Raw genomic sequence first — 13,272 nt, forward strand, 5'->3', positions numbered from 1 at the left:
CTCCATTGACCTCCATACCCGGGCCCGGTCGCGACCGGCTTCCGTCGCTGACCGGGCTCCGTTTCTGGGCGGCTCTGCTCGTCGTTCTGTACCACCTGTCCCGCCAGGTCGGCACCGTCCCGTACCTCAGCGAGACGGTCTGGTACGGCCGTAGTGGTGTGACGTTCTTCTTCGTCCTGTCGGGCGTCGTCCTCGCCTGGACGTACGACGGCGCCCGGATCCCCGCCAAGGTCTTCCTGTGGCGGCGCTTCGCCCGCATCTGGCCGCTGCTCGCCGTCAGCGTCGGACTGTCCGTCACCGTATGGGCCGTCATGGGCCGTGCCGTACGGCTCGACGCGGTGGCCGCGACGCTGCTGGTGGTGCACGCCTGGTTCCCGCAGCCGGTGATGTTCACCGGGGGCAATCCTGCGGCCTGGTCGCTCAGTGACGAGGCCTTCTTCTATCTGCTCTTCCCCGCGCTGCTGGCGGCACTCTCGGGCCGCCGCGCCCGGGTCTGGGTCTGGACGGCTCTCGGGGTCACCTGCGCCGCCCTCGTGCTGTGGCCCGCCCTGTCAAGCCTCTCGCCCACCACCCGCAGCTGGGCGCTGGACTACCTGCCGCTGACCCGCGCCCTGCAGTTCGTACTGGGCGTGGTGGCCGGTCTCGCGCTCAAGCGCGGCTGGCGGCCTCCCGTGCCCCTGTGGGCGGCCGTGGGGCTCGTCGTCGGCTGGCACCTGGCCCTGATCCCGTGGTCGCACGCCGTCCCGGACGCCCTCTGGTACAGCCCCTACACCGCCTCGCAGTGGCTGTCGGCGCCGATCTTCGCGGCCCTGATCTGCGCCGCCGCCCGCGCCGACCTGGACGGCCGGCGCACCGGACTCGGCGGGGCCCGGATGATCCGGCTGGGGCACTGGTCGTTCGCCTGGTACCTCATCCACGAGATCGTGATCCGCGCGGCCGTCTTCCACTGGGGCAAGCCCGCCCCGGGCGCGGAAACGCTTCTGTTCTGGGCGGGTGTGCTGGTGGTCAGCCTGGCCGCCGCGGGCACGGCCTACCACTGGGTGGAGCACCCGGCCGAACGGTGGCTGCGCCGCGCCGGACCGTCCGTGCAGCCCTCCGGCCGGCCCGGCCCCCGGCCGACCGTGGGCGCGCAGTAGTCGACGCGAAACGGCTCGGGCCCTTCCTCGTCCGTACGAGGAAGGGCTCAGCCGCCGATGACGACGCGGCGGACGCCCTTCCAGGCCTCCGGGTCCGTCGTACGGCGACCGTCGACCAGGACGGTGACGTCCGGCAGGTCGGCCGGGGTCAGCGTGCGGTACTCGGCGTGGTCGGCCTGGAGGATCGCCGCGGTGACCTTCTCGCCCGCGTGCGGGGTGAGACCGTGGGCGGCGAGCTCCTCGTCCGTGTACATCGGGTCCGAGACGAACGGCACCGCGCCGCGCGCCTTGAGGGCCTCGACGGTCGGGAAGACGCCCGAGAAGGCGGTCTCCTTCACGCCACCACGGTAGGCGGCGCCCAGCACCAGCACGTTCACACCGGTCAAGTCGCCGTAGGCGGCGGCCAGCAGGTCGACGGCGTACTCGGGCATCGCGGCGTTCGCCTCACGGGCGGAGCGCACGACGGTCGCGGCCGGGTCGTTCCACAGGTACATCCGCGGGTAGATCGGGATGCAGTGACCGCCGACGGCGATGCCCGGCTGGTGGATGTGGCTGTAGGGCTGCGAGTTGCAGGCCTCGATGACCTTCTTGACGTCGATGCCGTTGCTGTCGGCGAAGCGCGCGAACTGGTTCGCCAGGCCGATGTTGACGTCCCGGTAGGTCGTCTCGGCGAGCTTGGCCAGCTCGGAGGCCTCGGCGGTGCCCAGGTCCCACACGCCGTTCGGCTGGGGCAGGTCGTCACGGGCGTCGAAGTCGAGGACGGCCTCGTAGAACTCGACACCACGGGCGGCGGAAGCCTCGTCGATGCCGCCGACCAGCTTGGGGTAGCGGCGCAGGTCGGAGAAGACGCGGCCGGTGAGGACGCGCTCCGGGGAGAACACCAGGTGGAAGTCCTCGCCCGCGGTCAGACCCGAGCCCTCGGCCAGCATCGGCGCCCAGCGGGTGCGGGTGGTGCCGACCGGCAGGGTGGTCTCGTAGCTGACGAGCGTGCCGGGCTTGAGGCCCTGGGCGATCGCCTTCGTCGCGGAGTCCATCCAGCCGAAGTCCGGCGTGCCCTCGGCGTCCACGAACAGCGGGACGACCACGACCACGGCCTCGGACTCGGCGACGGCGGACGCGGTGTCCGTGGTCGCGCTCAGCAGCCCGGCGTCGACGGCCTGCTTCAGCTTGACGTCGAGGTCGTGCTCGCCGGGGAAGGGCTCGACGCCGGCGTTGACCAGCTCGACGACCTTCTCGTTGACGTCCGCGCCGATGACCCGGTGGCCCTTGGAGGCGAACTGCACGGCCAGCGGGAGGCCAATCTTGCCGAGTGCTACTACACAGATGTTCATGGAGGGTCGCTACTTCCTTTTGGAACCGGTCGACTTCTTGAAACCGGCGGACTTCAACTTCCTGACACCGACCGACCGCAGGCGGACGGCCAGGGACTTCAGCTTCCGGGCGGGAGCCGCCAGCGCCCGGAGGATCCGTTCCCTCTTCGGCGGGTGCATCCGGGCCGTGTCGATCACGACCCGCCCCTTGTCGTTCACCAGGGCCGACGCGCGGTAGGGGTCTTCCTCGCGGCCCCACTGGCGGGCCAGCGGCATGGGAAGATCCTTGCCCCGCACGGGGATCTCGTACGTCGAACCGGCGACATACAGGTATACCCGCACACCGCGCTTGGCGGTGACGTACTCCAGCGGGACCCGGGCGTGCAGCACGGTCGCCGCGCCGTCGTCGGCGGGCTCCACCGTCATCTCGCCCACCGGCGCGGGCAGGACGTGGTCCGGCTTCAGCCGGCGTGCGCCGGGCTTGTCCGCCGACTTGGGCATGGCCCCCTTGACCAGCCGCAGCACCGTGCCGGAGACGTCACCGAGGACCGGCACCCGCACGGACACCGTATAGGTGAGGGCGTCGCCCTGCTGCTCCCAGCCGGAGGCCAGCAGCCGGGTCCCGTCGGCGAGGCGGCCCGGAACCGACTCCCCGACCAGCTCGTAGACCCGGTCGGGCAGGCCGATGCGCGGGTCGCGGAAGCCGGGGTAGCGGGCGTAGGCGCGGTCGCCCTCGATGAGGAACGGGGGCGCCCCGTGCTCCTTCTCCGAGCTGATCGCCTCGGCCAGTTCGTCGATCGCGCCGGCCCGCGCCAGCACGATGCGCACCCGGCGCTTGACGTCCATCGCGTCGCGGATGCCGTCGGTGAAGTAGACGTCGGCGAGCCGCGCGACGCCCGCGCAGATCTGCCGCTGCAGTTCGCGGTCCAGGCCCGGAAAGTCGTCCTGGACGAGCTTGGCGAGCTCCCACGTGAAGTGCCGTCGCAGTAGCGCGTCCCGCCCGGGGCCCGCCTCGACGAGACCGGCCGTGAAGTCCATGATCTCCGCCGTGGCACGCAGCCGTGCCAGGTGGTCGGCACGGTAGGTGATGTTGCTGGCGTCGCCGCGCTTGACCGCGTAGTAGCAGGTGTAGTCGGCCACCACCGAGATCTTGCGCGCACGCACGCAGGCCTCGATGGTGAAGGGCTGGTCGCTGCCCACCGGCAGGTGCTCGGGGAAGCGCAGCTTGTACTTCTCGACCAGTTCCCGCCGGAACAGCTTGGTGTTGGCGAGGGTGAACGGCAGCGCCGAGTCGTACAGACTGACGTCCGGGTCGTTCTTCTTGTAAAGAGCCTGGTGCACGTACCGGCCGTTGGTGCCGACCATCTTGCCGACGACGACGTCCGACTCGTACTGGTCGGCACACCGCACCATGCGCTCCAGCGCTTCCTCACCGAGGTAGTCGTCGGAGCCTATGAAGTACACGTACCGGCCGGTGGCGACGTCCAGCGCCCGGTTGCTGGGCGCCGCCGGGCCACCGGAGTTCGGCTGGTGGATCACCTTGACGGTGTCCGGGTACAGCGCCGCGAACCGGTCGAGTTCGCGGCCGCTGTCATCGGTGGAACCGTCGTCGACAGCGACGATCTCCAGCCGTTCCCGTCCGATGCTCTGCTGCACCAAGGAGTTCAGGCACTCCGTCAGGTACGGCATCGTGTTGTAGACCGCGACGACGACGCTGACGTCGGGCGCAGCACTCATTCTCGGGCTCCTGGTCTCCGCCAGCCGGCGTGGCTGGGTCCTGCGGGGAAAGTCTCACAGAACATAGGAGTCCTACCGAGCACGCACCGTTCCCCCGATGTGTGATGCTCAGCTGCCATGGACGGCCAGGTCCTCCACCGGAAGGGTAACGCTGGTGTTGTTCGTGGCCGATTCCAGGAGTGCCGCCGCCACCTCGACGGTGCGCATGCCCTGGCGCAGGGTGCAGATGTCGGCGGGCTTGCCGAGCACCGCGTCCCGGAACAGCTCGTGCTCGACCTGGAGCGGCTCGCGCTTCGGGATGGCGTAGCGGATCATGTCGCCCTCGGACACACCGCGGAACGCCTGGAGGGCCTCCCACTCGGTGGTCACGGCGGCGTTGGAGTGGAACGTCAGGTCGGCGGTGAGGGTGTCGGCGATGAAGCAGCCGCGCTCACCGGTGACCGAGGTGAACCGCTCCTTGAGCGGGCTCAGCCAGTTCACCAGGTGGTTGACCATGGTGCCGTCGTCGAGACGCCCCACCGCGGAGACCATGTCCTCGTGCTCACGGCCGCTCTTGGAGACGGTGTGCGCGGCGATGGACACGTACTGGCGGCCCGTCACCCAGCCCGTGAGGTCGATGTCGTGGGTGGCGAGGTCCTTGACGACACCGACGTCCGCGATGCGGTGCGGGAAGGGGCCCTGGCGGCGGGTGACGACCTGGTAGACGTCACCGAGCTCACCTGCCTCCAGGCGGGCGCGCAGCGACATCAGCGCCGGGTTGCAGCGCTCGATGTGACCCACGCCGGCCACCAGACCGCGCGACTCGAAGGCCTCGACGAGACGGCGGGCACCCTCGACGGTGTCGGCGACCGGCTTCTCGACCAGCGCGCAGACGCCGGCCTCGGCGAGCGCCAGACCGACCGGCTCGTGCAGGGCGGTGGGGCAGGCCACGACGGCGTAGTCCACACCGAGTGCGATGAGCTCCTCGACGGTGTTCAGGATCGGCGCGCCCTGGGCGGCGCCGAACTTGTCGCCCATCGGGTCGACGACGCCGACGAGGTCGACGCCCTCCAGACCCGACAGCACGCGGGCGTGGTGACGCCCCATGGAACCGAGGCCGACGAGTCCCGCTCGCAGCGACTTCCCGGTACTCACAGCTGCTCCCCCAGAGCATTGACGGCGGTGACGATGCGCTCCAGGTCCTGGGCGGACAGGGCCGGGTGCACGGGCAAGGACACGACCTGGGCGGCCGCGCGGTCCGTTTCGGGCAGGTCCCAGTCACGGCCCGCCTTCTGGTCCGGCTCCCAGTACGGCTTCAGCCGGTGGATGGGAGTCGGGTAGTACACGGCGTTGCCGATGCCGGCCTCGGTCAGCTTGGCCATGGCGGCGTCGCGGTCGCCCAGGACGCGCACCGTGTACTGGTGGTAGATGTGCCGCGCGCCCTCGGCGACCTTCGGCGTGATCACGTTCGGCGCGGTGATGTGCTCGGTGAGGTACGCGGCGTTGGCGATGCGCTGCTCGGTCCAGCCGTCCAGCTTGCGGCGCTGCACGCGGCCGATCGCGGCCGAGACGTCCGTCATGCGCACGTTGGCGCCGACGATCTCGTTGGCGTAGCGCTTCTCCATGCCCTGGTTGCGCAGCAGGCGCAGGGTGCGGGCGGTCTCCGCGTCGCCGGTGGAGATCATGCCGCCCTCGAGGCTGTGCATGTTCTTCGTCGGGTAGAAGCTGAAGGTGCCCGCGGCACCGAAGGCGCCGACCGGGGTGCCGTGCAGCGCGGCCGCGTGGGCCTGGCAGGCGTCCTCGACCACGGCGAGCCCGTGCTGCTCGGCGATCGCCATGATCTTGTCCATGGCGGCCGGGTGACCGTACAGGTGCACCGGCATGATCGCGGCGGTGCGCGGCGACAGGGCGGCCTCGACGGCGGCCGGGTCCAGGCAGTACGTCTCCGGGTCGATGTCCGCGAAGACCACGTCGGCGCCGACCAGCCGTACCGCGTTGGCGGAGGCGGCGAACGAGAACGACGGCACGATGACCTCGTCGCCCGGGCCGAGACCGAGGGCGAGGAGCGACAGATGCAGCGCGGAGGTACCGGAGTTGACGGCGACGCAGTGACGCCCGTCGACGAGCTCCGAGAACTCCTCCTCGAAGGCGGCCACTTCGGGCCCCTGGACGACCATGCCGCTGCGCAGTACGCGCACCGCGGCCTCGATCTCCTCCTCGCCGATCACGGGCTTGGCGGCCGGTACGAACTCATGGGCGTCGGTCATCGACATCCCCTCCTCTACGGCGACCTCTAAGCCGCACCACGTCTTGCTCGGTCGGGAAGAGACCGTGTCGATGCTCAGCACGGCCGCATCCCTGGTGTTTGTCCGCCGATGCCGGTGAGCGGGACGGACGGGTTGTACACAGGACCCCGCCCCCTGAGGGTTTCTTGCGGGTAGTCAGCCGTGTCCGGTTGGAGGACCGGATGTGCTCATCGGCCGGGGTCACGGTGTGCATAGCTTTGGCCACCGGGACCACGGTGCACGTTACCAGCACGCGGACAGCGATTTTCCCAAGGGTTACCACAGTGAAACTCACGGAAAGCGTGCGCTCCATCACAAGGGAAGCACAGAGTAGCCCGCTGCCGAACGCCATGCGACGCGGCCACCCGGAGGACACCGGATGGCCGCGTCGCATCAGCGCCGGGGAGCAGCGGACGTCACTCCTCCGTCGAGGCCGAGACCGTCGGCTGGCCCTGCTGGGCCGCCGCCGTGGTCTTCGACACCGCCTTGGCGGCCTTCTTCGCCGTCGTCTTCTTCGCGACGGTCTTCTTCGCGGCCGTCTTCTTCACCGCCGCCGTCTTCTTGGTGGCGGCCTTCTTCGCCGTGGCCTTCTTCGCCGTCTTGCGCGCGGCCGCCTTCTTCGCCGGAGCGGCCTCCGCCTCCTCGGCGAGTGCCTCGGGCGCCTCGGGCGCGTCGGTCTCCTCGGCGGGCGCTTCCACGACCGACGGCACGACCACGACGGCCGCCTCCTCGGACGCGGTCGGCGCGGTGGCCTTGCGTACGGCACGGCGCCGCGGGCGGGCCGGAGCCGCGCTCTCGACGACGGGCTCGGCGACCTGCTCCGCCTCGGGCTGCTCCACCGCTGCGGCCTCGGCGACCGGGGCCGGCGCGACCGACGGCTCGGCGACCGTCAGCACGGCGGCCTCCGCCCCGGCGGGCGAACCGGCCGGCGCGGACACCTTGCGGGTGGCGCGACGACGGGTACGGCCCTTGGGCGCGGCCTCGTCGACGGGGGCCTCGGCGGCCGCGGCCTCGACGACCGGGTCCTCGACGGCGACCGGTTCGGCCTGCGCGGTGACCGCCTCGGCCGGCTGCACCGGACGCTCGGCCTCCGCCTCGGCGGTGACCTCCTGCGCGGTGGGCGCCTCGACGATCTCCTCGACGGGCTCCTCCGTGGCGCTCGCCTCGAAGCCGCCCGCCCTGCGCGACGCGCCGCCCCTCGGCGTACCCGCCGGAGCGGACGCCCGGCGGCTCGCCCTACGGCGGCCCCGGCCACGCGTGGCAGAGGCCTCCGCCTCGGCGATGCTGCTGTACAGCTCCTCGTCCGGCGCGAACTCGGGGGCCGCGAGCGCGACCGGCTCGGCCACCTCGGCGGCGACCTCGGCCTCGCTCTCCGTCTCCTGCCCGGCGCCTGCCGGCGACTCGGCGAGGTCGGCCGTCACCGTGTCGTGCTCGTGGTCATGGCCCTGTCCCTCGCCACCGCGGCCGCGCTTCTTGCGCTTGCCGCCGCCACCGACCGCGGTCGGCTGCTCCATGTGGACGATGACGCCGCGCCCGTTGCAGTGCACGCAGGTCTCGGAGAACGACTCCAGCAGTCCCTGGCCGACCCGCTTGCGGGTCATCTGCACGAGGCCCAGCGAGGTCACTTCCGCGACCTGGTGCTTCGTACGGTCGCGGCCCAGGCACTCCAGCAGGCGCCGCAGCACCAGGTCCCGGTTGGACTCCAGCACCATGTCGATGAAGTCGATCACGATGATGCCGCCGAGGTCGCGCAGCCGCAGCTGACGCACGATCTCCTCGGCCGCCTCCAGGTTGTTCCTGGTGACCGTCTCCTCGAGGTTGCCGCCCTGGCCGGTGAACTTGCCGGTGTTGACGTCGACGACGACCATCGCCTCGGTCCGGTCGATCACCAGCGAACCGCCGCTGGGCAGCCAGACCTTGCGGTCCAGCGCCTTGGCGAGCTGCTCGTCGATCCGGTACGTGGCGAAGACGTCGACCTCGGAGGTCCACCTGTTCAGGCGGTCGGCCAGGTCGGGCGCGACGTGCGAGACGTACCCGTGGATGGTCGACCAGGCCTCGTCACCGCTGACGATGACCTTGGAGAAGTCCTCGTTGAAGATGTCGCGCACGACCCGGACGGTCATGTCCGGCTCGCCGTACAGCAGCGTCGGCGCGTTGCCGCCGTTCTTCGCCTTCTTCTGGATGTCCTCCCACTGCCCCTGCAGCCGCTCGACATCGCGGCGCAGCTCGTCCTCGCTCGCGCCCTCGGCGGCGGTGCGCACGATGACGCCCGCGTCCTCGGGGACGATCTTCTTGAGGATCGTCTTCAGCCGGGCCCGCTCGGTGTCGGGCAGCTTGCGGCTGATGCCGGTCATCGAGCCCTCGGGCACGTACACGAGGTAGCGGCCCGGGAGCGACACCTGGCTGGTCAGCCGGGCGCCCTTGTGGCCGATCGGGTCCTTGGTCACCTGGACGAGGACCGACTGACCCGACTTGAGGGCGGCCTCGATGCGACGCGGCCCGTTGGCCATGCCGAGCGCCTCGAAGTTGACCTCACCGGCGTACAGGACGGCGTTGCGCCCCTTGCCGATGTCGATGAAGGCGGCCTCCATGGACGGCAGCACGTTCTGGACCTTGCCCAGGTACACGTTGCCGACGTAGGAGGTGGCCTGCTCCTTGTTGACGTAGTGCTCGACGAGCACGTTGTCTTCCAGGACGCCGATCTGGGTGCGCTCGCCGCTCTGGCGGACGACCATCACCCGCTCGACGGCCTCGCGACGGGCCAGGAACTCGGCCTCGGTGATGATCGGCACACGACGGCGGCCCTGCTCACGGCCTTCCCGGCGGCGCTGCTTCTTCGCCTCCAGACGGGTCGAGCCCTTGATGGACTGCACCTCGTCGGACGGCTCGGAGGGCTTGCGCGGCTCACGGACCTTGACGACCGTGCGCTCCGGGTCCCCGTCACTCTGCTCGGCTTCGGGAGAGGAGTCGCCGGCACGACGGCGACGGCGACGGCGACGACGGCTGCCGGCGGTGGAGCCACCGGCCTCCTCCTCGGCGTCCTCCGCGTCCTCGTCCTCCTGCTCGGCGGTGTCCTCGGCGTCCTGCGCGGCCTGCTCGGCGGCGAAGTCGTCGGAATCGGCCTCGCCGGAGTCCCCCTCGCCGTCGGCCGCATCGCCACGACGACGGCGGCGGCCGCCACGACGGCGACGGCGGCGCGAACCGGTCTCCTCGGTGTCGTCGTCACCGTCGACGACGTCCTCGGCCTCGTCGGCCTCGTCCTGCTCGGTCTCCGACTCGTCGGCGACGGGGGTCGCGACGGGCGCGGCGGCCGCGGCGGTCCGGCCGGTCTCGGCCTCGTCGCCGGAACCGGCGGCGCGGCGACGGCGGCGGCGACGCGACCCGGTCGGCTCCTCCGGAGCCTCCTGAGTGACCTCGGTCTCCTCGGGCTCCTCGGCCTCCGGCACCTCGGTCCCGGCGGCGGCGGCCTCGGCCGCGGCCCGCTGCGGTGTCTGGAACTGCGGCTCGGCGAACACGGGCGCCTGGAACACGGCGACCGCGGGCCGCGCCGGACGACGCGGCGCGTCGGCCTCCGCGCTCTCCTGCGAGGGCGCGGAGAAGCCTCCGGCGGCCCGGCGGACCACCCGACGGCGCCCACGACGGGAACCGGCGTCCTCGTCCTCCTGGGCGGACGGCGCGGTCTGAGCGGTCTCGGCGGCGGGCGCGGCCTCGGCCGGGGCGGCGGGCGCCTCGGGGGCCTTCGCCTCTTCGACGGGGGCGACAGCCTCGGTGACGGCCGGCTCGGAAACCTCGGCCTCGGCGGGCGCGGTCACCCGACGCGTGGCGCGACGGCGGGTGCGGGGAGCGGGCTCGGCGGGCGCCTCGTCGCTCACGGCGGGCGCCTCGGGCTCGGCGGCGACGGCCGGAGCCGCCGTCTCGGCGGCGACGGCGGGCGTCTCGGCCTCCGGCGCACCGGCGGGCGCGGTCACCCTGCGGGTGGCCCGGCGCCGCGTACGGGGCGCGGCCTCGGCGGGCGCCTCGTCCGCCGCCTGCGCGACAGGCTCGGGCTCGACGGCGGGCTCGACGACCTCGGCCGGGGCCTCGGTGGGCGTCGCCACGCGACGCGTGGCCCGGCGACGGCCACGGCGAGGAGCGGCGTCCTCGGCGGCTGCCTCCTCGGCGGGGGCTTCCTCCACGGCGGCGGGCGCGCTCACCTCGGCGGCCACGGGCAGTACGGTCTCGGCGGCCTCGGCGGCGGCCGGAGCCCCGGCGGGCGCGGAGGCACGGCGGGTGGCCCGGCGCCGGGTACGCGGCGCGGCCTCGGCGGCTTCCTCGGCCTGGGTGTCGGCCGTGCCGTCGGCCTGGGCGGCCTCGGTGACCTCGTCTTCGAGGTCCTCCGCCAACTGCTCGGCGGACTCCACGGCCGGTATGGCCGGCGTGGTGATCTCGGCCGAGGTGTCGGCGCCGGCGACCGGCGGACCCGCCGGCCGGGAAGCGGCACGGCGCCGCCGACGCGGCGGCAGGGTGTCGCTGGGGCTGTTCGCTTCGGAGTCCTTGGCGGACTCTGCGGATTCGGTTGGCTCGAGCATGCGGGCGTTTCTCCCGTCAGGCTCCCGGGCGCCGCGCCTGGTCCGGCGTCGATCACGGGGGATCGATCGCCGTTGACGTCCGCGGCTCGCGCGATGCGCGGTGCCGCCGTCCGGGGCGCGGGCGCCGCACGGGAGCTCTCTGTGTCCTGTCTCGCCGGTTCCGTACGCCGAATGCGTACGGCCTGGCGAAAGTCTTCTGGTCGGTTGCCGCCCGACCCAGGTGGCTCCCGAGTACGAGGGCGGCGCTACGACGTCCGTCCCTTCGCGGGACTTCCCTACGCGGGCGCCTTCGCGGCGGCAGCGGGTTCGGCCGTTGTGGGGGCCTGAGCTGCCTCGCGGTCGGGTGCGAGCGGGTCGGTCACCGTGCCGGTCTCTTCATCGAACAGCCCCTGCGCCAGCCTGGTCACCGCAGCGGGGACCGGCGGCGCCAGGTCGGCCACGGCGCGAAGACCGGACAGGACGTCGTCGGGTCGTACGGCAGGCGTCACGTGCCGAACAACCAGGCGCAGTATCGCACAGGGCTGGTCCGTCGGCCTATCAGCGGGTTCACTGTGCGTCTCAAGTTGTACGACGGCGGCGCGGGCGTCGAAGGTTCGGACGCCGTTCTTGGCCATCCGCTGGACCTCGACGGCGTCGGCCTTGTTGAAGGCCTCCACCGCGCGATCGGCGTCGGCCGGGTCCACCCCGTCCAGCCGCAGCTCCCATACGGAGGCCGTCAGCCGGTCGGCGAGCCCCGAGGTCCGGGCCTCGACCGCGTCGACGATGTCGAGCCCGGTGGGCAGCGACTCGTCGAGGAGGATTCTCAGCTTCTCCGGATCACGCGCCGCGGTGAGCGCGATCTCCAGGTACTCCGCCTCACTGCCCGTGCCGGTGGGTGCGGCATTGGCGTACGACACCTTCGGATGCGGCGTGAACCCCGCCGAGTACGCCATCGGCACCTCGGCACGGCGCAGCGCACGCTCGAAGGCGCGCTGGAAGTCACGGTGGCTGGTGAACCGGAGGCGGCCGCGCTTGGTGTAGCGCAGTCGGATGCGCTGCACCGCGGGTGCGGGCGGCGGGCCTTCGGGCTGTCGCTTGCCCAGTGTCGTTCAGTCCTTCGTGAGAGCGGTCGTACTCCTACCAAGAGTACGTGTCTCCGCCCCCGATGGTTCCCGCCGGCCGACCGCCTCCCGCTCCGGCGACTCCCCGAAGAGCATCCGGCGCACGTCCGCGCGGGCCTGGCGGGCGGTCTCCCGCGCGGCGGCCAGGGTCTGCCGGGTGGCCCGTCCCACACTGCGCGCGGCGCGGGCGGCGGGACGCAGCACGGCGTCCCGGACGACATGCCCGACCGGGGTGAGGACGCTCCGGTACATCCAGCGCACGGGCTCGACGAAGATCCACCGGAAGAGCGTCCCGAGGAACCGGCCGACGGCCCGCGAGATCCGTCCGGCGATCCGCCAGGCGTGCCCGAGGGCCTCCCCCACCTCCCGCGCGACGACCGCCAGGAAGCGGCCGACGGGGGCGAGCACCCAGCGCCACAGCGCGAGCACCGGCAGCACGACCAGGATCCGGGCGGTCCAGTACAGGACCGCGCCGATCCCGGTGACGAGCAGTGTCAGGAGCTGCCACACCCCGCGGGCGCACCAGGCGATCGCCCGACCGGCCGGCGCGAGGACCCATCGGTGGACCCAGCCCGCAGGCACGACGACGAGGTACCGCAGCAGCCACGCCACGACGGTGTACGCGCCGACGCCGACGGCGGCGAGAAGAACCCCGATCCCCTTCAGCAGCCAACGGCCCGCGTGCCCGACCGGCGTCAGCAGGCGCGCGTACACCCACGCCAGACCGGCCCCGATGCCGCGCGCGAGCCACGCGATGCCGTGCCCGGCCGGCGTCAGGACGTGCCGGTAGACCCATACCACCGGCACCACGAGCAGCACGTGGACGAGCCATCCGAGCGCCCTGCCCACCGGGACGAGGACATATCGCCACAGCCCGATCAGCGGCCAGACGAGCAGCGCTTTCCCGAGCCACAGCAGGGCTCGCCCCAGCGGCCGGAGCACCGCGTCCCGAAGGAGCCGCCCCACGACGACGAGCGCGTCCCACACCATCCGCACCGGGACGACCAGCACGAGCACGACGATCCGCACGGGCAGCCGGACGGCCACCACGAGGCACCCCTCGGGCGCCCGCACAGGCGGCTGCGCGGGCTGTCCGGTGCGCTGTCCGGCGGGCGGCTTCTCCAGGTCCATAACGACGTAGACGCTACAACCACCTC

The 13,272-nt window shown here is 72.3% G+C and carries 8 protein-coding genes; 1 reads left to right on the plus strand and 7 read right to left on the minus strand.

Going from position 1 to position 13,272, the window contains the following annotated elements; translation table 11 throughout:
* Positions 1–5: 5 nt before the first annotated feature.
* Complete coding sequence (locus ASD48_RS43100) at positions 6–1,136, plus strand: acyltransferase (protein WP_107104218.1); 1,131 nt, start codon at positions 6–8, stop codon at positions 1,134–1,136.
* A 47-nt stretch (positions 1,137–1,183) separates the two neighbouring features.
* On the opposite strand, the gene ASD48_RS04825 is transcribed toward ASD48_RS43100, so the two are convergent.
* From ASD48_RS04825 to ASD48_RS04855, 7 genes are all read right to left on the minus strand, one after another.
* A complete protein-coding gene (locus tag ASD48_RS04825; protein ID WP_057600064.1) occupies positions 1,184–2,467 on the minus strand; it encodes a nucleotide sugar dehydrogenase in 1,284 nt (427 codons plus the stop codon).
* Positions 2,468–2,476: 9 nt separating this feature from the next.
* A complete protein-coding gene (locus ASD48_RS04830; protein ID WP_057600065.1) occupies positions 2,477–4,183 on the minus strand; it encodes a glycosyltransferase in 1,707 nt (568 codons plus the stop codon).
* A gap of 108 nt (positions 4,184–4,291) precedes the next feature.
* Entirely contained in the window at positions 4,292–5,317 is a 1,026-nt protein-coding gene (locus tag ASD48_RS04835) for a Gfo/Idh/MocA family oxidoreductase (protein ID WP_079073609.1), read from the minus strand.
* Positions 5,314–6,429: a DegT/DnrJ/EryC1/StrS family aminotransferase gene (locus ASD48_RS04840; RefSeq protein WP_107104219.1), complete on the minus strand. Its 1,116-nt coding sequence runs from the start codon at positions 6,427–6,429 to the stop codon at positions 5,314–5,316. Before ASD48_RS04840 ends, ASD48_RS04835 begins: the two co-directional genes overlap by 4 nt.
* A gap of 434 nt (positions 6,430–6,863) precedes the next feature.
* The gene (locus ASD48_RS04845) at positions 6,864–11,015 is read right to left on the minus strand and encodes an Rne/Rng family ribonuclease (protein ID WP_057600067.1); all 4,152 of its coding nucleotides are present in this window, start codon (positions 11,013–11,015) and stop codon (positions 6,864–6,866) included.
* Positions 11,016–11,290: 275 nt separating this feature from the next.
* Positions 11,291–12,055: a TIGR03936 family radical SAM-associated protein gene (locus tag ASD48_RS04850; protein ID WP_057600068.1), complete on the minus strand. Its 765-nt coding sequence runs from the start codon at positions 12,053–12,055 to the stop codon at positions 11,291–11,293.
* 48 nt (positions 12,056–12,103) lie between these two features.
* Positions 12,104–13,246 carry a hypothetical protein gene (locus ASD48_RS04855; RefSeq protein ID WP_057600069.1) on the minus strand — a complete coding sequence of 381 codons (1,143 nt, stop codon included), beginning with the start codon at positions 13,244–13,246 and terminating at the stop codon, positions 12,104–12,106.
* Between the last annotated feature and the right edge of the window lie 26 nt (positions 13,247–13,272).

The sequence above is a fragment of the Streptomyces sp. Root1310 genome (assembly GCF_001426425.1).
Taxonomy (GTDB): domain Bacteria; phylum Actinomycetota; class Actinomycetes; order Streptomycetales; family Streptomycetaceae; genus Streptomyces.